The 21486-nt window shown below is 69.5% G+C and carries 22 protein-coding genes; 11 read left to right on the top strand and 11 right to left on the bottom strand.

Annotated elements, in window-relative coordinates:
• Positions 1-126 precede the first annotated feature (126 nt).
• The gene (locus LF262_RS12120; protein WP_235780658.1) at positions 127-549 is read right to left on the bottom strand and encodes a universal stress protein; all 423 of its coding nucleotides are present in this window, start codon (positions 547-549) and stop codon (positions 127-129) included.
• Positions 550-688: 139 nt separating this feature from the next.
• On the opposite strand from LF262_RS12120, the gene LF262_RS12115 reads away from it, so the two are divergent.
• Entirely contained in the window at positions 689-1156 is a 468-nt protein-coding gene (locus LF262_RS12115) for a hypothetical protein (RefSeq protein WP_235780657.1), read from the top strand.
• A gap of 43 nt (positions 1157-1199) precedes the next feature.
• Here LF262_RS12115 and LF262_RS12110 read toward each other — a convergent pair whose 3' ends face one another.
• The 4 genes from LF262_RS12110 to LF262_RS12095 form a co-directional block, all read right to left on the bottom strand.
• A complete protein-coding gene (locus LF262_RS12110) occupies positions 1200-1850 on the bottom strand; it encodes an SDR family oxidoreductase (protein WP_235780656.1) in 651 nt (216 codons plus the stop codon).
• 186 nt (positions 1851-2036) lie between these two features.
• Positions 2037-2603 (bottom strand): GbsR/MarR family transcriptional regulator, encoded by a 567-nt coding sequence (locus LF262_RS12105; protein WP_235780655.1) that lies wholly within the window; start codon positions 2601-2603, stop codon positions 2037-2039.
• On the bottom strand, positions 2600-4222 hold the full coding sequence (locus LF262_RS12100) for an ABC transporter permease (protein ID WP_235780654.1): 1623 nt from the start codon (positions 4220-4222) through the stop codon (positions 2600-2602). The genes LF262_RS12105 and LF262_RS12100 overlap by 4 nt, the downstream gene beginning before the upstream one ends.
• Position 4223: 1 nt before the next feature.
• Positions 4224-5252: an ABC transporter ATP-binding protein gene (locus LF262_RS12095; protein WP_235780653.1), complete on the bottom strand. Its 1029-nt coding sequence runs from the start codon at positions 5250-5252 to the stop codon at positions 4224-4226.
• Between the two features lie 98 nt (positions 5253-5350).
• Here LF262_RS12095 and LF262_RS12090 point away from each other — a divergent pair, with 98 nt between their 5' ends.
• Positions 5351-6361, top strand: coding sequence for an adenosine deaminase (locus tag LF262_RS12090; protein WP_235780652.1), 1011 nt, complete (start codon positions 5351-5353; stop codon positions 6359-6361).
• A 39-nt stretch (positions 6362-6400) separates the two neighbouring features.
• Here LF262_RS12090 and LF262_RS12085 read toward each other — a convergent pair whose 3' ends face one another.
• Positions 6401-7066, bottom strand: coding sequence for a hypothetical protein (locus LF262_RS12085; protein WP_235780651.1), 666 nt, complete (start codon positions 7064-7066; stop codon positions 6401-6403).
• A 55-nt stretch (positions 7067-7121) separates the two neighbouring features.
• On the bottom strand, positions 7122-7454 hold the full coding sequence (locus LF262_RS12080) for a TfoX/Sxy family protein (RefSeq protein WP_235780650.1): 333 nt from the start codon (positions 7452-7454) through the stop codon (positions 7122-7124).
• Positions 7455-7568: 114 nt separating this feature from the next.
• Between LF262_RS12080 and LF262_RS12075 the strand changes: the two genes are divergently transcribed.
• Positions 7569-8435, top strand: coding sequence for an NAD(P)-dependent oxidoreductase (locus LF262_RS12075; RefSeq protein WP_235780649.1), 867 nt, complete (start codon positions 7569-7571; stop codon positions 8433-8435).
• Between the two features lie 94 nt (positions 8436-8529).
• Complete coding sequence (locus tag LF262_RS12070) at positions 8530-9651, top strand: alcohol dehydrogenase catalytic domain-containing protein (RefSeq protein WP_235780648.1); 1122 nt, start codon at positions 8530-8532, stop codon at positions 9649-9651.
• 51 nt (positions 9652-9702) lie between these two features.
• On the opposite strand, the gene LF262_RS12065 is transcribed toward LF262_RS12070, so the two are convergent.
• The 4 genes from LF262_RS12065 to LF262_RS12050 all read right to left on the bottom strand — a co-directional run bounded on the left by LF262_RS12065 (position 9703) and on the right by LF262_RS12050 (position 13872).
• Positions 9703-10242, bottom strand: coding sequence for a flavodoxin domain-containing protein (locus LF262_RS12065; RefSeq protein ID WP_235780647.1), 540 nt, complete (start codon positions 10240-10242; stop codon positions 9703-9705).
• Positions 10239-11762, bottom strand: a complete 1524-nt coding sequence (locus LF262_RS12060; protein WP_235780646.1) for a CYTH and CHAD domain-containing protein — start codon at positions 11760-11762, stop codon at positions 10239-10241. Before LF262_RS12060 ends, LF262_RS12065 begins: the two co-directional genes overlap by 4 nt.
• Before the next feature lie 109 nt (positions 11763-11871).
• On the bottom strand, positions 11872-12264 hold the full coding sequence (locus LF262_RS12055; RefSeq protein ID WP_235780645.1) for a hypothetical protein: 393 nt from the start codon (positions 12262-12264) through the stop codon (positions 11872-11874).
• Between the two features lie 108 nt (positions 12265-12372).
• Positions 12373-13872, bottom strand: coding sequence for an AAA-type ATPase lid domain-containing protein (locus LF262_RS12050; protein ID WP_235780644.1), 1500 nt, complete (start codon positions 13870-13872; stop codon positions 12373-12375).
• Positions 13873-14052: 180 nt separating this feature from the next.
• On the opposite strand from LF262_RS12050, the gene LF262_RS12045 reads away from it, so the two are divergent.
• From LF262_RS12045 to LF262_RS12015, 7 genes are all read left to right on the top strand, one after another.
• Positions 14053-15099 carry an amidohydrolase family protein gene (locus LF262_RS12045; RefSeq protein WP_235780643.1) on the top strand — a complete coding sequence of 349 codons (1047 nt, stop codon included), beginning with the start codon at positions 14053-14055 and terminating at the stop codon, positions 15097-15099.
• A complete protein-coding gene (locus LF262_RS12040; protein ID WP_235780642.1) occupies positions 15096-15920 on the top strand; it encodes an iron-sulfur cluster assembly protein in 825 nt (274 codons plus the stop codon). Before LF262_RS12045 ends, LF262_RS12040 begins: the two co-directional genes overlap by 4 nt.
• A 1-nt stretch (position 15921) precedes the next feature.
• On the top strand, positions 15922-16956 hold the full coding sequence (locus tag LF262_RS12035; RefSeq protein ID WP_235780641.1) for an NAD(P)-dependent alcohol dehydrogenase: 1035 nt from the start codon (positions 15922-15924) through the stop codon (positions 16954-16956).
• A 19-nt stretch (positions 16957-16975) separates the two neighbouring features.
• Positions 16976-17293: a putative quinol monooxygenase gene (locus tag LF262_RS12030; protein ID WP_235780640.1), complete on the top strand. Its 318-nt coding sequence runs from the start codon at positions 16976-16978 to the stop codon at positions 17291-17293.
• Positions 17294-17563: 270 nt separating this feature from the next.
• On the top strand, positions 17564-18454 hold the full coding sequence (locus LF262_RS12025; RefSeq protein ID WP_235780639.1) for an excalibur calcium-binding domain-containing protein: 891 nt from the start codon (positions 17564-17566) through the stop codon (positions 18452-18454).
• 79 nt (positions 18455-18533) lie between these two features.
• Positions 18534-20246, top strand: coding sequence for a glycoside hydrolase family 13 protein (locus tag LF262_RS12020; RefSeq protein WP_235780638.1), 1713 nt, complete (start codon positions 18534-18536; stop codon positions 20244-20246).
• A gap of 274 nt (positions 20247-20520) precedes the next feature.
• Complete coding sequence (locus LF262_RS12015; protein WP_235780637.1) at positions 20521-21096, top strand: hypothetical protein; 576 nt, start codon at positions 20521-20523, stop codon at positions 21094-21096.
• Positions 21097-21486 lie beyond the last annotated feature (390 nt).

Below are 21486 nucleotides of genomic sequence, written 5' to 3'. Positions count from 1 at the left end.
GTGCGGTGACCCAACCGTGGATTCCGAGGCCCTGTTGCTCAATTGAAACGTCAATCGCCGCGGACACCGGTTCGGACGCATCGAGTCTCGACCCGCCGGGCCTGTGCCCCTCGCGCATGAGCGCTGCTAGGCGGTCTTGACGATCAGCACGTCACACGGCGCGGAATGCGCCACTGAGTTGGCCACGCTTCCGAGGAGCCTGCCGAGGCCCCGCATGCCACGGTTCCCCACCACGATCATGCGGGCCCCGACGCGCTCCGCCTCGGCGATGATGGCCTCGGCGGGCCGGCCACGCGCTGCGCCGTAGGTGACTGTGAGGCCCGGCGTCTCGAGGTCCGCGGCGACCGTCTTCGCCGTCTTCACGGTCGAGTCAGCGTCCGAGACGATCCACGTGTCGCTGCCGCTGCCGAGGACCTCGGTACGGTCAGTCTCGAAGGCTGAGACGATGTGCAGCGGCGCCCCCAGCGCCACCGCGAGGTCCCGCGCCTCCTCGGCGGCGCGGCGGGCGGTCTCGCTGCCGTCCACGCCGACAACGATCGGTCCGGTCATGATGCGCCCCTCTCGGATAGACCACCTGATGCCGCCCAGAGTACCCGGCGCAGTTCCGGTGGGCGGCTGGCCCTTCCGCTCAGATGGAATCGCGCGATCGCGCGATGTCCGGACGCTGCCCGAAGGGCAAGCTGTTCTCATGAACGTCAAGGAGCACACAGTCGGGTTCGATGTGGAGACCACAGCCGAACCGGAGAGGGTGCGTTCAGCGTTGCTGGACTTCTCCGACCGGCGCCCCAAACTCTGGCCCGGCATCGAGCCCTCCCTTTACGAGGTCTACTCAGTGGGCGAGACCGTAGCTGAGGTGCGAGAGGGCAGCAAGGCACCCGGTGGGGTGGTCTGGGCGCGCGAGCTCTACGACTGGTCAGATCCCACTACAGTCCGATGGACCGTTCAGGAGAGCAACTTCTCTCGTCCCGGTAGCTACGTCTGGGCCAGCATCCGCGCAGGCAGGAGCGGCGGCAGCCTCATCCACGTCGTGTGGAACCGCACTGGCAGCACCTTGATGGGCAGGGCGATCTGCAGGATGATCAGGCTCTCCAGAGGCAAACCAGTCAAGGCCTCGTTCAAACGCGGCCTCGAGGCGATCGAGAACGCGGCCACCTAGCGATTGTTCGTCAGACGAGGCGGTTGATGTCGGCAGGCGGGCCTCAGAGCGAGGCGAGCGCCTCCTCGATGGGGGTCTCGCCCTGGGTGAAGCCCACGAACTGCCGGACCGTGCGAGGCTCCCGCAGGGCGGCAGCCGCGACAGCGGCAACGTCCTCACGGCTCACGCCGCGGGAGTCTGAGTGGTCCGCCAGTGCGATCCTCCCGGTACCGGGGTCGAGGGTGAGTGCGGACGGGCCGAGGATCGTCCAGTCGAGCGCCGTGTTCCGGAGGTGCTCGTCCGCGGCGGCCTTGGCCTCGGCATAGTGGAAGAACGGGTTCGACTCTGGCACCCCGTGGTCAGGCCGCGCACCGAGGTAGGAAACCATAACGTAGCGCGGGACGCTCGCGGTCGCTGCCGCCTTCATGGAACGGATGGCGGCGTCGCGGTCCACCGCGCGCGTCCGCTCGGGGTTCCCTCCGCCGGCCCCAGCCGACCACACCACGGCGTTGTGGCCGGCGAGGATCTCCGCGAGGCCCCGCTCATCGAGGGACTCGACGTCCGCGACGACGGCCTTGGCGCCGGTCGCCTCAACGTCCTGGACATGCTCCGGGTCCCGCACGATAGAAGTGACCTCGTCCCCACGGCCCACGAGGATCGGCGCGAGGAGGAGGGCGACCTTGCCGTGGCCTCCGATGATGGCGATGCGGGACATGCGTGCTCCTCGTGATTGCTGGACCGTGCTTGCCGGTCTGTGCCTGGCAGCCTGGGCTACACCGTGCTCGGGTCGGTACCAGCCTGCCACGCGCGCGCGTTCGTGCCCACTCGCTGGTGCACATCGCACGCGACACGCCGGACAGCGACGCGCCGAGCGAGGAACAGGGCTGGAGCGCGCGTCGGCTCACCCGCCAAGGTTGCGCTCAGCCTCCCACTCATCCAAGAGCTTGGGCATGTGCTCGGCAATGAACCGGTAGAAGTGGGCCATGTCCTCCGCGCGGGATCGGGCGGCGGAGCCGGCGGGGAGATCGTCGGCAAGGGCCGCCGAGAGTGCACCCAGACGATCGTAGACGGGGTTCTGGCGCAGGGTCGCCACGTACCAGAGGTCCTCGGGGAGCGCGTACCTGTCGCGCCGGCTGCCGGGCTGCGAGACCCTGTGCGCGAATCCGACGGTCTGCAGGTAGCGCACTGCGCCGGAGACCGCGGCAGGGCTCGCCCCGAGTGCCTCGCCCAGCTCCGCCGCGGTGAGAGCGCCGTCCTCTGAGACCACGAGCGCCATGAGCGCCCGCGCCGGCATCTTGGGGAAGCCCGCCGCGATCATGACCGCGGCGGAGGTCTCGGCGGCCTCCGGGATGCGCCTCACTTCTGCTTCGGGACGGACGACGCCGGCCCGGTCGCCGGCGGGGGCACGCGCGGTGGCGGCAGAACCGTCGTCCTGCGCGTCCGCGGAGCGGCTCGGTTGAGCACTCACGACGATCCCACTTCACGCCGGCGCATCAGCGCGAGCGAGGAGACCGTGGCCACCAAGGAGATGCCGAGCATCCACAACCCTCCCGCCCAGTCGCGGCCACCCGGGCCCGGGACGGGGGTATGCGAGAACGGCGAGAGGTCCGTCATCGACTGGTCGACGCCGATCAGGCCGCCGAAGACCCCCAGCAGCACGGCGACCCCCAGGACAGTCCACCCGGCGGGGATCGTCGCCTCCGGCCAGGCGACGAAGACGAGCGCCGGGATGGCCAGGAAGATGAGCGCGGCCGGGATCTGGTCGATCGCAGACATCCAGACGTTGCCCACGGCCTCAGAGGTGTCGCCGGAGGCGACGAGCGAGACCCACGCGCCCGCCGCGGTGAGGAGCATGACGGCCACGATCGTGAGCGACCCGAGGGCGAGGTAGTCCGCGAACCAGCGGATGCGGCCGAGCGGCTGGGACACGAGCCACGGGCCGGTTCCGCTCGCCTCCTCCTGCCGCGCGCGGATGATCGCCTGGAGCGCGCACGCGGCTGCGAGGACACCCGCCAGGAGGAAGAAGACCGAGACGAGGAGCTGCGACGTCGAGGCGCCCTGGGCCTCGATCATGCTGCGAAGGGCCTTGGTGGCCTCGGGGTTCGTCTGGGTCACCGCCCCGACCGCCGATCCGAGGCCACCCGTCAGGAGCCCGGTTGCCAGACCGCCAATGCACCAGCCGATGATGGAGCCCATTTGGAGCCGCGCCGCGAGGGCGAACGAGCCGTTCAGGACGGGGCGGGCGTCCGCGCGTCCTGTGCGTCCCGCGAGAAGGGAGGCACCGACGTCCCGCCGGTCCCGGATCAGCGCGGTCGCCGCGATGCACACGCCCCCGAGGGCGAGCGGGAGTACTAGGGGCCACCAGCGGTCGCCCGTATAGGCAAAGGTCTGCTGGCCCCAGCCGATGGGGGAGAGCCAGCTGGGCCACCCGGCCGTCATGGACATGCCGTCTGCGCCCGGCGTGCCCGCGGCGTCACCGAAGCCGCGGAGGAGATACGCCGCGAGCACGAGCGAGGCCGAGATGGCGTTGGCACCTCGCGAGGTGCTCATAAACTCGCTGGCGAGGAGGCCGATCCCGAGGAAGGAGATGCCCACGGCGCCCGTCGCGGCGCCGGCCACAATTGAGCCTGCCGGGTCCAGGTTTGAGGCGATGAACCCGAGTGCGACGACGGCTGCGGCAAGGATGTTCGCGACCACACCGTGCACCGCCGTGGCGGCGAGGGGCAGCATGCGCCCAGCGGGCGTCGAGGAGACCATCTCCGCCCGTCCGGTCTCCTCCTCCGCTCGCGAGTGCCGGACCGCCATGAACGTGCTCATCCAGCCCGCGAGCAGGGCGAGGAAGGTGAAGATCTCGAAGAACGTGAAGGCTCCGATCCCCGGACCGCGGGCGAGCCCGCGGAAGATGAGGATCGCTGGCGTCGCGAGGGCGACCTTGAGGATCTCGGCCTGGGTGGTGTAGTCGCCATAGGTCTTGGCGACCGCGGCGACCGAGAACATCGCCATGGCCGCGATGCCGAGGATCCAGCCGACGAGCTGCCACCGGTCACGGCGCAGGCGCTGCCGGTAGAGCGTGAGGAACGTGCCCATGTCAGGCTCCCGTGCTGGTGTTGGCCGGGGTCTTCTCCGGGGTCCGGTGGCGGCGATGGTGATGGCCGTCGTCGTGCTTCCGTTTCTCGCCCTCTGACGGGGTTTGGTCCACCGTGTCGCCGTAGTGGCGGAGGAAGAGCTCCTCGAGCGAGGCCGGCGAGACGAGCAGGCCCTTGACGCCGAGGGTGCCGAGAAGCGGCAGGACCTCGTGGACGCGGTCCGAGTCGGCGCCGAACTTCACGCGGCCGTCCGCGACTGTGAGGTCGTGGACCTCGGGACGCAGGGCGAGCGCCTCCGTGTCGATGTGGCTGGCTGTGCCCGGGGCCCCGGCGGAAAAGGAGATCTCCGTCCGGGTCAGGTGCCGCAGCGAGTCGAGCGTGCCGCCGTCCACGATCCTGCCGGAGCGGATGATGCTGACCCGGTCGGCGAGCCGCTCGACCTCGGAGAGGATGTGGCTTGAGAGGAGCACGGTGGCGCCCGCGTTGGCGAGTCTGCGGACCTCGCGCGTGAACACCGCCTCCATGAGCGGGTCGAGGCCGCTTGTGGGCTCGTCGAGGAGGTAGAGCTCCGCGTCCGTGGCCAAGGCGGCAATCAGGGCTACCTTCTGGCGGTTGCCCTTCGAGTACGCACGGCCCTTCTTCGTGGGGTCGAAGTCGAAGGTCTCGCACAGCTCCTTCTTGCGCGCCCTATAGGCCGCGTGGTCGGTGGTGCCGCCGCGCAGGTGCGAGATGAGGTCGATAGCCTCGCCACCGGAGAGGTTGGGCCAGATGCTGACGTCCCCGGGGATGCTCGCGACGTGACGGTGGAGGTCCACCGCGTCAGACCAAGGGTCCCTGCCGAGCACGGTGGCGCTGCCCGAGGTGGCACGAGCCAGGCCCAGCAGGATGCGCAGGGTGGTGGATTTGCCGGCCCCGTTCGGGCCGAGGAAGCCGTGGACCTCTCCGCGCGCCACCTCGAGGTCGAGGCCGTCGAGGGCGTGGACGCGGCCGAAGTGCTTGTGGAGGTCGACAGTCTTGATGACGGTGTCCATGCCATTAAGGCTACTCCGTTTTCACAATTTTGTGAATATTCAGAACTGCAAAGATTGCGTAAAGGCCGGAGGCGGCGCCGTGTGCGAGGGTAGAGCGCATGACCTCCGACGCCCTCACCCTGCCCAAGGCCGAGTTGCATCTGCACGTCGAGGGCACGCTCGAGCCTGACCTCGCGTTCGCGCTCGCGGTGCGGAACGGCGTCGACCTGCCCTTCGCGTCCGTTGAGGAGTTGCGCGCCGCGTACCGGTTCACGGACCTGCAGTCCTTCCTCGACCTGTACTACGCCTGCATGGATGTGCTGCGCACGCGCGAGGACTTCCGCGACCTCGCCGCGGCCTATCTCCGCCGGGCCGCGGCCGAGGGCGTCCGCCACGTCGAGCTGTTCTTCGACGCCCAGGCCCATACCGCCCGCGGGGTCCCGTATGCAGACGTGATCGGGGGCCTGCAGGACGCGCTCGACGCTGCCGCTCACCTGGGCGTGACCGGCGGGCTCATCCTGTGCTTCCTGCGGGACGCCCCAGTGGAGGAGGCGGAGGAGGTGTGGGCTGAAGCGCGGACGCGGCCCGAGGCGCTGCTCGGTGTCGGCCTGGACTCGGCCGAGGTGGGCAACCCCGCAGGGAGGTTTGCCCCTATTTATGCCGAGGCCCGTGCACTCGGCCTCCACGCCGTGGCGCATGCAGGGGAGGAGGGCGGGCCCGAGTATGTGTGGGACGCGCTGCGCGAGCTGGGCGCGGAGCGGATCGACCACGGCATCCGGTCCCTCGAGGACCCAGAGCTCGTGCGGCACTTGGCCGAGCACGGCATCCCGCTCACCGTCTGCCCGTTCTCCAACGTGCGGCTCCGCGCTGTGGACCGGCTGGCGGACCATCCGTTGCCGGCCATGCTCGCCGCTGGGCTCCACGTGACCGTGAACTCGGACGACCCTGCATACTTCGGCGGTTATGCGGGGGAGAATCTGGAGGCTGTCGCCGAGGAGTTCGGCCTCTCCGCCGCGGAGCTGGGCCTCTTGGCCCGAAACTCGGTCACCGCGAGCTTCGCCTCCGCGGAGCGAAAGGGCGAGCTGCTCGCCGAGATCGAGAGGTGGGAGGGCGCGCGCCCGCGAGAGTGAGCGCGGGATCACCGAGACGGCGTTCGAGCAACCGGAAGCCTAGCTTCGCGCCCGCCGGTACGAGTGCTCGCGCAGGCGCCGCGTCCACCCGTATGTGCCGGCCGTGGGCAGCTCGTTGAGCAGCGGGTCGAAGCGCTCTGGGGTGTCCTGGACCCTGCCCTCGGAATCGAGGACGGGGGCGAGGATGATCCTCCCGCAGCGATGCCAGACTCCGCGCGGAGCGGTCCAGGACAGCGCGAGCTCCCACTCGGCGTCCGGCGCGAACCGGCCCGGCGAGCCCGGGTCCGAGCCGAGCGTACGGGCGCCCAGCAGGACGGCACCGCGACTGCCCCGGTAGGGCATGAGGGACGTCAGGTTCGCCGGTCCGGCCGTGCGGTGCATGGTGAGGAAGAACCTGCCGGGGACGCCCCAGCCTGTGGATGCGAGCAGGAGGTCGGCGTCGCCGTCGTGCTTCGGGAAGCGGAGGGCGAGCCCGATGATGTCCGGCCACGGAAGAGGTAGGCCTAGCGAGCGCGAGAGCCGGGCCGTCACGGGCGTCGACGAGGGCGTGTCCAGGAACGGGATCCCCGAGGTGCCGCCGTCAACCTCGAGAGACCCGGCCAGCAGTACGCCCTGCGTGTGGATGGGGCGGTGCGGCCGGAGGGCCTTGACAGCGCCGAAGCCGGCGGCGAAGAGGCGGCCGAACATGCTGGTCAACTGGGTCATCCTCCGCAGTCTGCCAAACGCGCTCCGCTGAGGGGAATGCTCCGCGCCCTGTTGGCTACTTGGCCGGCAGCGACCGGGCGTAGTCGACGCCGACCTGGACCCAGCGGCGCAGCCCGGCGTCGTCCGCGATGGCGTCATCATCCACGCGGAGCCAGCCGTCCATGGCCTTGCCGCGCATCACGGCCCGCTCGACGCCGGGGTTCGCACACAGCTCTTTGCTGGCCGCCGGGTCGGCGCGCAGGAGCAGTCCGCCTTCGCCGCTCGCGCTCACCGCCATGTTGCCGCCGACCAGGAACGCGAGGCCCCCGAACATCTTCTTCTCGGTGAAGTCCGCGGTGCCGGCGAGGACGCCGCGGATCCGCTCCGCGAGCTCAGTGCTGTACGCCACGCAGTCATCGTCGCAGCGTGTGCCTGCCGCGGCAATGCCCTTTGAAGCGGCGATGCCCCTTGAGGCTGTGGCGTCGCGGGAACTAGCGTGGACCGAGGCGAAAGGAAGGCACACATGGGTACAAAGGCAGCGGTCCTCGGAACGGGGATCATGGGCGCGGGGATGGCGCGGAACCTCGCCAAGGCAGGGTTCGACGTCGCCGTCTGGAACCGCAGCCGCGAGCGGGCAGCGGCACTCGCGGACGACGGCGCGCGGGTCGCCGAGAGCGCGGCCGAGGCGGTTGCGGGTGCTGACCTCGTGCTGACCATGCTCTTCGACGAGGAGGCGACCGCCGATGTCATGGCGGAGGTGTTCTCCGGCATGAAGCCCGGCGCGGTCTGGGTGCAGAGCGCCACCGTGGGGCCCGATGGGGCCCAGCGGCTCGCCGACCAGGCGCGCGCGGCGGGCGTGCCCTTCGTTGACGCGCCAGTCATGGGCACGAAGCAGCCCGCGCAGGAGGGGACGCTCACCGTGCTGGCGGGGTGCCCCAGTGAGGTGCGCGAGGCCGTTGCGCCCGCGTTCGACGCGATCGGGTCCACCACGGTCTGGGTCGGCGAGCAGCCGGGGGACGGACAGCGGCTCAAGCTCGTCATGAACTCGTGGGTGCTCACGCTCGTGGGCGGGACGGCCCAGGCCATCGACCTCGCACGCGGGCTGGGGCTCGACCCGCAGCTGTTCCTCGACACCATCTCCGGCGCGGGGACGGACAGTGCCTATGCCCAGCTCAAGGGCAAGGCGATGATCGCCGGGGATTTCCCGCCAGCGTTCCCGCTCGACGGTGCCGCGAAGGATTCGGCTCTCATCGCCGAGGCGCTGCGGTCTTCCGGGGTGAGCTCGGCGCTCATGGACGCGTTGCGCGGACGGTTCGAAGCGGCCCTGGAGTCAGGCCACAGCGGCGAGGACATGGCCGCGGTCGTCGAGGCGTTCCACCACGGCGGTTGAGCCGCGGTTGGATGCGCTCTCGCGTGCGGCCTTGGCCCGCCGGGCGATTCTTGCTTGACTGCGAGTAGCACAACGCCGGTCGAAGGAGTCCTCCATGCCCGCCACCCAGACCATCCGCGGCGCCGTCCTCAACGCTATGGGCGCCGAGCCGCCATACGCGGACTCACGCCCCATCACGATTGACGAGCTTGAGCTCACGGGGCCCGGACCGGGTGAGCTGCTCGTCAGGATCGAAGCGGCCGGCCTATGCCACTCCGATCTGTCCGTGGTCAACGGGTCCCGGCCGCGCCCGCTGCCGATGCTGCTGGGCCACGAGGCAGCCGGCATCGTCGAGTACGTCGGCGAGGGTGTCGAATCCGTGGGCCCCGGCCAGCGGGTCGTCATGACGTTCCTGCCGCGCTGCGGTGAATGCGCCGCGTGCGCCACTGATGGGCGGCTCCCATGCGAGCGGGGCAGTGCGGCGAACGCCGCGGGGACGCTGCTCACCGGCACGCGCCATCTGACGCGGGGAGGCGAGACGGTCCAGCACCACCTGGGAGTCTCCGGCTTCGCGACCCACGCCGTGGTCGACGAGCGCTCGATCGTCCCCGTCGGTGACGACGTGCCTCCCACCGTCGCGGCCCTGCTCGGCTGTGCCGTGCTCACCGGCGGCGGGGCCATGCTCAACGCCGCCAGGATCACGCCGGAGACGAGCGTGGCCGTTGTGGGACTCGGGGGAGTTGGCATGGCCGGACTCCTCACGGCCCTCGCGACCGGCTCCCATGTTGTCGCAGTGGACGCGCAGGAGTCCAAGCTCGCGACGGCGCGCGAGTGGGGCGCAGCGGAAGCGCTCACACCGGCGGAGGCGATCGAGAGGAACGTGGCCGCTGACGTGGTGCTCGAAGCCGTGGGCCACCCACGCGCGTTCGAGACAGCCTTCAAGCTGCTGGGCCTGGGCGGGACGCTCGTGACGGTGGGGCTTCCGGCCCCCGGCGCGACGGCGGAGATCGAGCCGCTACAGCTCACCGCCAAGGCGCAGACCGTGGTGGGCAGCTACCTCGGCTCCGCCGTGCCCAAGCGGGACGTGCCCGGGTTCGAGCGGCTCTGGCGGGAGGGCCGGCTCCCGCTCGAGCGGCTCGTCTCGCGCCGGATCACGCTCGACGAGATCAACGATGGCATGGACGCGCTCGCCTCGGGCGGCGTGATCCGGCAGGTGGTGACGTTCGACGCCGGGTGAGCGGCCTAGCGGTCCGACTCACCCACGAGCAGGCGTATGCAGACAGGTGGCTCAGGCTGCGGCCGTGGCCAGCTCGTCCGCGAAGTCCTCGGCGAAGCGCCGCAGCTCGTCCCAGTCGGTGTAGTCATGGTCCTTGCTGGTGTCCGTGCTGAGCGCGCCTGGCTTGCTGGCGGCGATGGTCCTCATGAGCTGCCGCTTGACGAAGCTGTACTGGGTGTAGAGGAGCGCCCCGGCGACGAGCCATACGGTAGGGGGCTGCCATCCGCTCGCCTCCGCGAATTCGCGCACATGCTTCTGTGCCTCCGGAACGTCGTAGAGGACGCCGAGGCTCACCGAGAAGAACACCGAGGGAGTGGCCGAGAGAGCCGCCACGTTCCTCGCGGCGAAGTCGACCACCGGGGCATCGTGCTTGTTCACGTGAATCGGCCCTCCGAGGATCACCGCACAGCACCCTTCGGGGACCCTGTCCGTCTCCGCCACGTCAGCAACGATGACGTCATGGCCCCGCCCGCGCAGCACGTCCGCGATGAACTCGGAGACCGTGCGCGTGTGCCCCTCGGCGGTCCCGTAGGCAACGAGGATTTGTGTCATGACTGCTCCTTGGTGAAATCGGCCCAATCGCGGGCGAAGTGGGCGCGGGCCTCTGCGGCCCGCTGCTGCTCGAGCGCATGCAGGCGCCCGAAGCTGAAGGTGCTCTCGCCGTCGGCCTCGGCCTGGGCCGCGAGATCGCGCAGGTGTTCCCGGATCACCACAGAGTCCTGAAGGGCCCCGAGCGTGTCCTGGATCTGCTCGGCCGCTGCGGCGAGCTTTGAGGCGCGCTTTCCCAGGACCGGGGTCGCCGCCTCGGCGGCGTAGCGCAGGCGCTTGGCCTTCTTGCGCACCTCATGGAGGGCGGCATCGAGAGTGGCCTCGTCCCCGGTCTCGGCGTCCTCCACCTCGTGGGCGGCACGGACCGCTGCACGGAGCCGCTCGATGTCCTTCTCTATGCGGCGCGCAATCGTCTTGGAGGCCTTCTTCCGGCCCTGATCGGCCAGCGGCGGGTCGGCGAGGAACGCCTCGAGGGAGTCGAGCAGGCGGAAGTAACGCTCCCCGTCCAAGGCGGCCAGGCCGACGTCGTGCGCCTGCCGGTAGCGTGAAGCCGACTCCCGCTCTATCCGTCCTGTGGCCGCGCTGGTCAGCACTCCGGGCGGCTCGGCCGCGACCAGGGCCTCGAGCCGTTCGCGCATCACCTCGACGTCGCGGGCCTGTCCGACGGTGCCCCCCAGCCATGCGAGCTCCTCCCGGAGGCGGTTCGCCGTGTCCGCGTCGACGAGCTTCCTGAAGGTCGCGAGCGCGGACCGCATGCGGCGCCCCGCGACTCGTAGCTGGTGCACGGCGTCTGGGGCATCGAGGCGCACGCCGGGATCCTCCGCCTTGAGCGCCTCGAGTTGCTGGTGCATGTAGGCGAGGAGCACGACGCCGGCCTCCCCCTTGCGCGTGGGGGCCTCGACGGGCTCTTTCTGGGGGAGGGAGGGCCCGAGCGCCTGGGCCAGCTTCGACGGGAGGGTGGCGGGATGCACCCCGCTTTCGGCCAACAGCTCGTCGGCGGCGGAAAGGAGGTCTTCGGAGCCCTTCTCGAGCTCGATCTCCCATTCGCGCCACTTCTGGAGTGGGCCCAGGCCGGGCGGTGCCTGGGACTCGACCCGGTCGTCGCTGAACTCCGCGAGGACCCTTCCGCTCTCACTGAGCAGATGTGCTGTGGCGCGCCGGGTGCTCACCCGTGCCGCGGGAACCAGCTCGGCATCCCGTACATAAATCGTCACGAGGCCCTTCAGGCGCGCCGGGACCACTGTCGGGTCCACGCCGAGGGGCTCGGTGACCTCGTGGCGCGCACCCTTGCCCGCGGGAAGCTTGAGGTGCCAGCCCGCGTCCGGCCCCCCGGTGCGCCGGCGCAGTGTGATTCCGTGTGCCGCTAGGGCCAGCTGTGGCGTGTCGAAGTACATGGCTTCGAGGCGGTGGATGCCGGAGGGACTCACGCGGTCCACCCCTGGGAGGTCTGAGAGGGAGGGGACGGTCATGCCGTCGTCGACGGTGTACTTTCGCTCCACTTCAAGGGAGTCGTGACCGGCCATGGTCACAGCCTAGGCCGCCTTCTACCCGAGTGCACAGGACGAAGGGCCCGCACTGAGCCGCAGCACCGCGCGGGCCAGCACCGTCGCTGTGCGCCGCGTTCCGGTGATCCTACTGGTCGTCTTCTTCGTCCTCGTCGGCACCCTCGGCGAGGTTCAGCGAGGCGGCCTGGAGGATGGCGGCGACATCCGCGGCCGGCACGTCCCGCCGGTACGCCTCGGCCACCGACTTGAACCCGATGGCCATCCCCAGGACCAGGCGCGTGTAGTCAGGGGCCATGGCCTCGATGACCTGCCGGATCACCTGGGGGAGGGCCTCGCGCAGCACGGCCGCCTGTTCCGGCGAGCCGCCGGTGAAGGACACCGACACGGCGTCGTCCACTCGGGCCAGCGTCCGCAGTGACTCCTTGAACATCGCTGTCGCGGCCGGGTCCTCGGGCTCCCAGGACAGGGCCGCTGTCAGGATTCCGATGCCGCGCTGGATCATCTCCGTCTCATCGCTCATGGCTCCATCGTCCCCCAAACCTCGAGGCGGAATCTGTGCCGCGGGGACGGGCGAGTGCGTGAGCCGCGTGTGGGCGGGGCTCCCTTAGTGGACAGTGCGACCCTAGGCCTATTCTTGGGCCCCGGAGTCGCGCGGGCTGGGGGCGTTCGGCATGGTGATGCCGAGCCGGGCCATGCGCCGGTAGATGGTGGCGCGGCTGATGCCGATCTCGGCGGCGGCTTGCGCAACGGTGGTGCCGGGGCGGGAGAGGCTGCGGACGATCTCGTCCCGTTCGAGGGCCTCGAGACGCGTGAGGCGCGCGGGCGGTCGGCTGAGCACGCCAGGGGGCAGGTGCTGCAGGTCGATCGTCTCGGCGCGCGAGGCCGCGGCGCGCGTGGCGTGGACGAGCTCGTCCGCGTTCCCCGGCCACTCGTACGCGGTGAGCGCGTGCTCGGCGGCGGGGGTGAAGGCGACGTCGCGCAGCCGAGCCTCGCGCGCGGCATGGCGGGCGATGGGCATGATGTCCCCAGGGCGCTCGCGCAGCGGGGGCAAATCGACCATGGTGCCGACCAGCGCCGCGATGGGTGCCGGGATGTCGTCGAGCCGCTCCGCGGTGACAGCCCAGTGTGCGGGCGACGACGTGGCCCCCGCGGCGATGGCCTCATGCACCTCGTGCACGGCCCATGCCGGCAGCGTTCCCGCGTTCTCGATGATGACGGCGGTGCCGGTTTTGGTCATCTCCGGCACCCAGAGGCCGAGCCACGCCGGAACATCAGTCGGCGCGGGGACATCGACGGTGAGGACCCGGGTGCGGGGACGTGCCCGGCGCAGGGCCTGGGCGAGCAGGGTGGCCCGGCCCGAGCCGCGCTCGCCGAGGGCGGCGACGGCGTGGCCGGAGGCTAGGGCGCTCTCCGCGGCGGCCTCCGCAGCCCTCCAGGCAGGGGACATGGCCTGGAGGGTCTCCTGCCCCTGTTCCATCCGGCTGCCCTGGATCCTGAATACTCCGCCCTGGGGCTGGGGCCGGGGCGTGCGTCCATGCGACCGCGCGAGCATGAGGGCGGCGGTGCTGCTGGCGGCGGACTGCGCGAGGGCCAGGAGGAGCGCGTGCGACTGCTGCGACCAGGTGGTGATGTTGACGCTTCCCTCGAGCCGGCCCGAGAGCGGGTCGAGGACCGGAACCGCGGCGCACGTGTACGTGCACAGGCTCGCGTTGTAGTGCTCCGCAGCCCGCACGAGGCTGGGAACGCGGTCGGCGAGTGCCAGGCCCAGGCCCGTGGTGCCGGCCTCGCGCTCAGAGAACGCGAAGCCCGGGGCGAGGTGCACGGCGTCGAGCGCATGCAGGAGGACCGGGTTGGAGCTGAAGCGGTTCAGGACCAGCCCCTCCGCGTCGGTGAGCATGAGGCTGACCGGCTCGTCGGCCAAGGTGGTGTGCAGGTCGGTGAGCACCTCGCGGCCGCATTCGAAGAACAGGGAGTCCGTGGCCACCTCGCCGGTCCAGACCGGATCGATCGACTCGGGGGAGACGCCGTACCGCTCGCTGCGCTGCCACGAGGCCAAGAGCCGCCGGGATGCAGGAACGATCGCTCCGTGCGGGGCCGCGACGGCCGGCCGCAGGTTGTCCTCCGGCATCGGCGCCGACCTCCTCGCCCTGGACCCCGAATCCTGGCACTCCCTCGAGGATAGCGTGACGCCTCAGGAATGTGTGATGCGCGTCTCAAAGTGAGACACCGTGCGTGGTGCCAGCGGCCGCCGTCGTCCCTACGGTGGTCTCACCGCGACTACGGCAGTCGCAGCGAAGGAGACCACGGCATGTACACCAAGGATGGCGAGAACTACTTCATCGTCGACGCGCACATCGCCCTCTGGGACGCGCGGCCCGAGAACCAGCGCAACATTCACGGCAAGCAGTTCATCGACTGCTTCTACGACTACCACCGCAACCTCTCGCCGGAATCCGAGCTCTGGACGTACGAGGAGTACCTCTACCAGGGCGGCGAGCGGCTCATGAAGGACCTCTTCGAGGACGGCTACGTGGACCACGCGATCTTCCAGCCCGCGTACCTGGGGGAGTTCTACAAGCGGGGCTTCGGCCAGACGGAGGAGGCGTTCGGGCTCGCGTCCGCCCACCCGGACAAGCTCACGTACAACCACTGCTTCGACCCCCGCAACGGGGAGAACGGCCTGGACCGGCTCCGCGCGGACCACGAGAAGATGAAGTTCACAGGCGTCAAGCTCTACACCGCCGAGTGGCACGGGGACTCGCGAGGGTACAAGCTCTCGGACCCCGAGACGTACCGGTACTTCGAGGAGTGCCAGAAGCTCGGGGTGACGAACATCCACGTCCACAAGGGCCCCACGATCCGGCCGCTAGACCGGGACGCCTTCGACGTGGCCGACGTGGACCACGCGGCCTCCGACTTCACGGACCTGAACTTCATCGTCGAGCACGTGGGCCTGCCGCGCCTCGAGGACTTCTGCTGGATCGCCACCCAGGAGCCCAACGTCTACGGCGGCCTGGCGGTGGCCATGCCGTTCATGCACACCCGTCCGCGGTACTTCGCGCAGATCATCGGCGAGCTCGTCTACTGGCTCGGCGAGGACCGCATCTTTTTCTCGAGCGACTACGCCCTCTGGACTCCGCGGTGGCTCGTCGAGCAGTTCGTGGACTTCCAGATCCCGGAGGACATGACCGAGTATGCGCAGCTGAGCGTGGCCCAGAAGAAGAAGATCCTCGGCCTGAACGCGGCGAAGATGTACGGGATCCCGGTGCCCGAGGAGCTCCAGGTCCCCGAGGCAGACGAGACCGCCACCGGCCCGCGGCAGCCGGGCATGGCGGATCTGGGCGCGGCGCAATGACGGTCGTCGCGGCGACAAGAGCGAGCGAGGCCGCCGAGACCGTCCTGAGGGGAGAGGTCCTCGACGCCCTCGCCACCGTGGTCGATCCCGAGCTCGACGAGCCGATCACCGGCCTGGGATTCGTCCGCTCGGTCGAGGTCCGCCGGACGCACGACGGCGCGTCCCCAGCGTGGGCGGCGATCGTGCACCTGCGGCTGCCCACCTCGTTCTGCTCGCCGAACTTCGCCTACCTCATGGCCTCGGACGCGAAAGACGCGGTCTCGGCCATCGCCGGAATGCGCACCGTGGTCGTCGAGCTCGACGACCACCACGATTCGGACCTGATCAACGCGGGTCTCGCCGCTGACGCGGGGTACAAGGGCACGTTCAAGCACGAGGCCGAGCAGGACCTCGAGGAGCTCCGGCTCGTCTTCCGCCGCAAGGCGCACACCGCCGCTGCGGAGCGCTGCCTCACGGACCTCCTCCGCGCAGATGCTTCCCTGCCCGAGGGCGCCGTTGGCACCGTGACCCTCGCGGACCTGCGCGTCGGCAGCGACAAGGACGCCCTGCTACGCCGGCGCGAGGCGCTGGGCCTGCCCAACCGGTCGGACGCCGTCGTGCTCGTGGATCACGCGGGGCGCGGGTACGCCCCCGAGGAGGTGCCGCTCGCGCTGCGCCGGGCACGGTCCACGAGGATCTCGATCGACGGCAACGCACACTTCTGCCGGGGCCTGCTGCGCACCCGGTACGAGGGATCCGGCAGCGACCAGGCTGGAAGGGCTGACGGCGCCGAGCCGGCGGACTACCATCACCTACTTCCCATTCACGTCAAGGAGAGCTGAGATGAATTCGATGCGTGCTGTGCAGGTCGTGGGGTACCACGATGATCTGAAGATGGCCGAGGTGCCCAGGCCGGAGGCGACGGGGCCGTGGGACGTCGTCGTGCGGATCGGCGGTGCCGGGGTGTGCCGGACGGACCTGCACATCCTGGAGGGCCAGTGGGCGGAGAAGTCCCAGGTGCACCTGCCATACACGATCGGGCACGAGAATGCCGGGTGGGTGGATGAGGTCGGCAGTGCGGTGAGCAATGTCAAGCCCGGGGACAAGGTGATCCTGCACCCGCTCATCACGTGCGGGCTGTGCCGGGCCTGCCGCTCGGGGGACGACGTGCACTGCGAGAACAGCCGGTTCCCCGGCATCGACACCAACGGCGGGTACGCGGAGTACTTGCTCACCTCGGCCCGGTCGGTGGTGAAGATCGACGACGCGCTGGAGCCGGCGGACGTGGCGGCCCTGGCCGATGCGGGGCTGACCGCCTACCACGCCGCGGCGAAGGCGGCGAAGCGGCTGACCCCGCGGGACACGTGCGTGGTGATCGGCGCCGGTGGCCTGGGGCACATCGGGATCCAGGTCCTCAAGGCGCTGACCCCGGCCCGGATCGTGGTGGTGGACCGGAACCCGGACGCGCTCGCGCTGGCGACGTCGATCGGCGCGGACGAGGGCGTGCTCGCGGACGGGTCCCAGGTGGAGCGGGTGCTCGAGCTCACCGGCGGGCACGGGGCCGAGGCCCTGATCGACTTCGTGGGCGAGGGCGGGGCAACCTCCGAGGGCGTGCGGATGCTGCGCCAGGCGGGGGACTACTACGTGGTCGGCTATGGAGAGAATATCGATGTTCCCACGATCGACATCATCTCCACCGAGATCAACATCATCGGCAACCTCGTGGGCTCCTACAACGACCTGCAGGACCTCATGGCCTTGGCCGCCCGCGGCGCCGTGACCCTGCACACCCAGAAGTACGCCCTCGCGGACTTCCAGCAGGCCATCTCCGACCTCGACGCCGGCAAGGTCCGCGGCCGCGCCATCCTCGTCCCGTAGTCCTTCCAGGAGGAAGACCTTGATCTACATCAGCGCGAAATTCCCCGTCAAGCCTGAGCACGCCGACGCCTGGCCCGAGATCTCCCGCGGCTTCACCGAGGCCACCAACGCCGAGGACGGCTGCCTCTTCTTCGAATGGTCCCGTTCGCTCGCGGACCCGAACACCTACGTGCTCCTCGAGGCGTTCCGCGACGACGAGGCCGGTGGCGAGCACGTGAAGTCGGCGCACTTCAAGAAGGCCACCGAGGAGCTGCCCGCGTACCTCTCCAGGACGCCGGACATCATCAATGTGAAGGTGGACGGCTGGTCCGAATTGGGGGAGCTCGCGGTCAAGTAGGCAGGCGCGCTACCGCGAGTGGTGGGCGGACGACGGCGGGTGCGGGCCCGGCGTCGTCCGCCCGCCTTGTGTGCGAGGTAAGGGGGGCTTGTGAGTCTTGTGAGTCTTGTGAGTCTCAGTGGTGGAAGCAGTCTGGCGATCAGACTCCCAGCGTAAGATCACCGCCTGGTTTGGCCTCCGCGCCCGCTGAAACTAGGGTGAGCCTGGCGCCGCATCCGCGCCAATGGGGAGCCCCTTTGGGGGGCATGGGGGAAGGGGGGTGCCGCTGCCATGAGCAGGGCATCGAAGATCTGGATCACTCTCGGAAGTATCATCGTTGGGCTCATCCTGCTCGGGGTGATTCCTGTGGTCGTTTCGGTCATCGCCGCGATCGGCTTCGTCATCGGACTCGTGTGGTTATTCCGCCGGAGCAAGTACGTCCGTCGGGGTCCAGCGGTCGCCCTAGTGGCGGGATCGCTTGTTGTCTTCGGCATGAGCACCGCCGTCGCCGGGAGCCGCTCGGCGCCTGCGGCTACCACCACGGCATCAAACGTCGCGGGCAGCGATGGGACCCTCTCGGCGAGCCCGACGCCGACGGTGACCGCGTGTGCCACACCTGCGCCCACGGTGACGGTCACGGCGACGGCGACGTCCACGGCATCTTCGGCGGCGAGTTTGAAGCCGAGCCGGGCGGCGTCCTCGGCAGGATCGTCGGCGTCGGCTGCGCCGTGTCCCACCTCGACGTCCACCGTGCTCGTCGCGCTCCATCACGAGAACGACGCCTGCACTGTGGACTCGGAGCGCTATGCCGCTGCCGGCGTGGACCTCGTCTGCACGAAGAACGCGGCGGGCAGCCTCGTGTGGATCGACAAGGCAACCGCCGATCAGCGCGCGGCCGATGCCAAGAAGGCCCAGGACGCCGAAGCCGCCCGCGTGGCCGAGGAGCAGCGCAAGGCGGAGGCTGCACGTCAGCAGCCGGCGCCAGCGCCCGCGGCTCCGGTGGCACCCGCGCCCGCGGCGCCAGCTCCGGCCCCGGCACCTGCAGCACCAGGATCGGGCAGCGTGTACTTCGCCAGCTGTGCCGATGCGAAGGCCGCTGGGGCCGCCCCGCTCTATGCAGGCCAGCCCGGGTACCGGCTGGCGCTGGACCGCGACCGCGATGGAGTCGCCTGCGAGAAGTAGGGCAGCGCACGACGGCGGGTTCCCACCCGCAGTCGTGCGCTCACGTTTCAGAGGGGAGCCGAGGGGCATACTGGGCTCCATGCCGATTCCGAGCGATTCGCGTGACTGGTTCCACAGCGCGGTGGTCTACCAGATCTACCCGCGCAGCTTCGCGGATTCGGATGGGGACGGGATCGGTGATCTGCGGGGCATCATCGGCAGGCTGGACTATCTCGAGCACCTCGGTGTCGACGCCGTCTGGCTCTCGCCCGTCTACCGTTCCCCTCAGGACGACAACGGGTACGACATCAGCGACTACCAGGACGTCGACCCTCTCTTCGGGTCCCTCGCCGACCTCGACGAGCTCATCGCGGGCCTGCATGCCCGCGGCATGAAGCTGGTCATGGACCTCGTGGTCAACCACACCTCGGACGAGCACCCGTGGTTCGCGGAGTCCCGGGCGTCCCTGGATTCGCCCAAGCGTGACTGGTACTGGTGGCGACCGGCCCGCCCCGGATACGAGCCCGGCGCGCCGGGCGCCGAGCCGAACAACTGGGCGTCCATCTTCTCGGGGCCGGCCTGGGAGTTCGACGAGGCCACCGGCCAGTACTACCTGCACATCTTCTCCCGCAAGCAGCCGGACCTGAATTGGGAGAACCCGGAGGTCCGCCGCGTCGTCTACGCGATGATGAACTGGTGGCTGGACCGCGGCGTGGACGGGTTCCGCATGGACGTGATCAACTTCCTCTCCAAGGACCCGGCCCTGCCGGACGGCGAGATGCACGAGGGCGAGCTGTACAGCCACGACCGCCGAAGCTACATCTCCGGCCCGCGCATCCACGAGTTCCTGCAGGAGATGCACCGCGAGGTGTTCGCGGGCCGCCGCGAGGCCCTCCTGAAGGTGGGTGAGATGCCGGATGTCACGGTCGAGGAGGCCGTCGCCTTCACCGACCCGGCCCGGGCCGAGCTGGACATGGTGTTCCAGTTCGAGCACATGAACCTGGACCGGCACGGCACCAAGTGGAACCCGCGCCAGCTGCGCCTCACTGACCTCAAGGCCTCCCTGGGCCGCTGGCAGAAGGGGCTCGAGGCCCGCGGCTGGAACAGCCTCTACTGGGGCAACCATGACCAACCGCGCATCGTCTCGCGGTTCGGCGACGATGGCGCCTACCGCGAGGCCTCAGCAAAGATGCTCGGCGGGATCCTGCACCTGCACCGTGGGACACCGTACGTCTACCAGGGCGAGGAACTCGCCATGACCAACATGTCCTTCACCGGAATCGACGCACACCGGGACATCGAGGTCATCAACCACTATCGGGAGGCCACCGGCCCGCTCGGCCTCGACCCGCTGCAGGTCCTCGCCTCGATCGCACCTCTCAACCGGGACAACGCCCGAACCCCCATGCAGTGGGATGCCAGCCTCAACGCGGGCTTCACCACTGGCACGCCGTGGATCTCGGTCAACCCCAACACCGCCCACATCAACGCCGCCGAGCAGCAGGACCGCCCCGACTCGGTGCTGAACTTCTACCGGGACCTCATCCGGCTCCGCCACGAGCTGCCGGTCATCGCAGATGGCGACTTCACGATGCTCCTAGCGGACCACGAGCAGGTCTACGCGTTCACCCGGCGCCTTGGTGGGCAGGAGCTGCTGGTCCTTGGAAACTTCTCGGGCGAGCCGCAGGCAGTGGACGTGGGTGACCCCGGGTGGGCCGAAGCTGCGGTGCTCCTTGGCAACTACCCGGACAGCCCGGGCCTCGATCTGCAGCCGTGGGAATTCGTCTGCCGGCTCCGCACCGCCGGTTCCTGAGCGCAAGACGCCGGTGACGCGCCTTCGCGGGTGCGGCACCGACATGTGCTGCGGATGTCCGTCCAGAGGGCGGTGTTTGGCAGGGATCTAGCCAGTTCAAGTCCGCGCCATGTTTGCTTCCCGCTGTTGGGGCTTGCGCTCGACGGTCAGCGTGGTCATAATTTATCTCGACAGTCGAATTGCTCGTTAATCGAGATACACGAATCAGGAATGTTCGTCTGTCTGATCGAGCAAAGCCCAGGCCATCGTTGCCCTCGTCGTTTGGAGTAGATCAATGCGTACTCGCCGTTTCATTGCCGTTGCTGCCTCAGCCGCAGCCCTTGCCTCATCCGTCCTCCTCGCGCCCGCCGCCAATGCCGACGCGGGCGAATGGTCTGCCCCTACTAGCTCCGGGGCGACGACCGTGGTGCTGAACCCGGCGCTTGTGCCGGTCCTGGTCAATGCCCTCCATGTCAAGACGATCGCCCCTGCCCAGCTGACTGCGCCGGGCGGGGTTGCCCAGGTGTCCTTCCCCATCACCGAAGTCGACGAGGGCGTCATCGGGCACGTCGGCGGACTTGAGTTCACGCCGCTCGGCGGCGGCGACCTCCGTCTGACCAACTTCGACATCAACCTCGGGACAGGCCTCCTCGACGCGAAGGCGCAGCTGAACGGGAAGCGCCTCCCGGGGCGGGTCGACCTGTTCGCCCTCGGCGCTCCGAAGCCCATCAACGGCTCCCTGCCCTCCTGCGCGGGCACAGCGGCCGGACTGAGCCTGACTAAGGCTGCCGCGACCGCGCTCGGCGCACCGGGGTACGCCGGAGCCTTCGTGGGGGATGCCTGCGTGGTTGCCCCGAGCGAAGACGACTGATCTCGACCGATGCGGCGGGTGCCCGGTCCCGAGCCGGGCACCCGCACCGCAAAGGCGACCTCGCGCCGTCGCGCCCCGAAAAGCAACTCGTCAGGAAACCTGAACATTAGCGTTCAGTAAGAGTTGCTTTACGTGATGGGAACCTGCTTTCGATACTGGTCTGGCCCATCACATGCATGTCTTCATATCTCTCTGTTCTTTGAGCAGGGTGCGATCGCCGACGGCGGCCCAGCCCTCACGGAAGTCGGTCTCCTGCCACCAGCTTGCGCTCCCGACGTCATTCCAGTCAAAATTGACTCAATGAAGACTGAGATGAATTCGCTGGAGCGCCGTGCCGCCGTGCACGCGGCCCTCGGCGAGCCCGCCCGGCTGCGGATGGTGGACCTCCTA

This window comes from Sinomonas notoginsengisoli, assembly GCF_021554725.1.
Classification (GTDB): Bacteria; Actinomycetota; Actinomycetes; order Actinomycetales; family Micrococcaceae; genus Sinomonas; species Sinomonas notoginsengisoli.
Note: the sequence above shows the minus strand (reverse complement) of the source record. Positions and strands in the feature narration are given on the sequence as shown.

Bases quoted from the DNA above. Each gene is read 5' to 3' on its own strand.
- LF262_RS12120 (WP_235780658.1), bottom strand. From the start codon at position 549: ATGACCGGACCGATCGTTGTCGGCGTGGACGGCAGCGAGACCGCCCGC.
- LF262_RS12115 (WP_235780657.1), top strand. From the start codon at position 689: ATGAACGTCAAGGAGCACACAGTCGGGTTCGATGTGGAGACCACAGCC.
- LF262_RS12110 (WP_235780656.1), bottom strand. From the start codon at position 1,850: ATGTCCCGCATCGCCATCATCGGAGGCCACGGCAAGGTCGCCCTCCTC.
- LF262_RS12100 (WP_235780654.1), bottom strand. From the start codon at position 4,222: ATGGGCACGTTCCTCACGCTCTACCGGCAGCGCCTGCGCCGTGACCGG.
- LF262_RS12095 (WP_235780653.1), bottom strand. From the start codon at position 5,252: ATGGACACCGTCATCAAGACTGTCGACCTCCACAAGCACTTCGGCCGC.
- LF262_RS12090 (WP_235780652.1), top strand. From the start codon at position 5,351: ATGACCTCCGACGCCCTCACCCTGCCCAAGGCCGAGTTGCATCTGCAC.
- LF262_RS12085 (WP_235780651.1), bottom strand. From the start codon at position 7,066: ATGACCCAGTTGACCAGCATGTTCGGCCGCCTCTTCGCCGCCGGCTTC.
- LF262_RS12075 (WP_235780649.1), top strand. From the start codon at position 7,569: ATGGGTACAAAGGCAGCGGTCCTCGGAACGGGGATCATGGGCGCGGGG.
- LF262_RS12070 (WP_235780648.1), top strand. From the start codon at position 8,530: ATGCCCGCCACCCAGACCATCCGCGGCGCCGTCCTCAACGCTATGGGC.
- LF262_RS12065 (WP_235780647.1), bottom strand. From the start codon at position 10,242: ATGACACAAATCCTCGTTGCCTACGGGACCGCCGAGGGGCACACGCGC.
- LF262_RS12060 (WP_235780646.1), bottom strand. From the start codon at position 11,762: ATGGCCGGTCACGACTCCCTTGAAGTGGAGCGAAAGTACACCGTCGAC.
- LF262_RS12055 (WP_235780645.1), bottom strand. From the start codon at position 12,264: ATGAGCGATGAGACGGAGATGATCCAGCGCGGCATCGGAATCCTGACA.
- LF262_RS12050 (WP_235780644.1), bottom strand. From the start codon at position 13,872: ATGCCGGAGGACAACCTGCGGCCGGCCGTCGCGGCCCCGCACGGAGCG.
- LF262_RS12045 (WP_235780643.1), top strand. From the start codon at position 14,053: ATGTACACCAAGGATGGCGAGAACTACTTCATCGTCGACGCGCACATC.
- LF262_RS12040 (WP_235780642.1), top strand. From the start codon at position 15,096: ATGACGGTCGTCGCGGCGACAAGAGCGAGCGAGGCCGCCGAGACCGTC.
- LF262_RS12035 (WP_235780641.1), top strand. From the start codon at position 15,922: ATGAATTCGATGCGTGCTGTGCAGGTCGTGGGGTACCACGATGATCTG.
- LF262_RS12025 (WP_235780639.1), top strand. From the start codon at position 17,564: ATGAGCAGGGCATCGAAGATCTGGATCACTCTCGGAAGTATCATCGTT.
- LF262_RS12020 (WP_235780638.1), top strand. From the start codon at position 18,534: ATGCCGATTCCGAGCGATTCGCGTGACTGGTTCCACAGCGCGGTGGTC.
- LF262_RS12015 (WP_235780637.1), top strand. From the start codon at position 20,521: ATGCGTACTCGCCGTTTCATTGCCGTTGCTGCCTCAGCCGCAGCCCTT.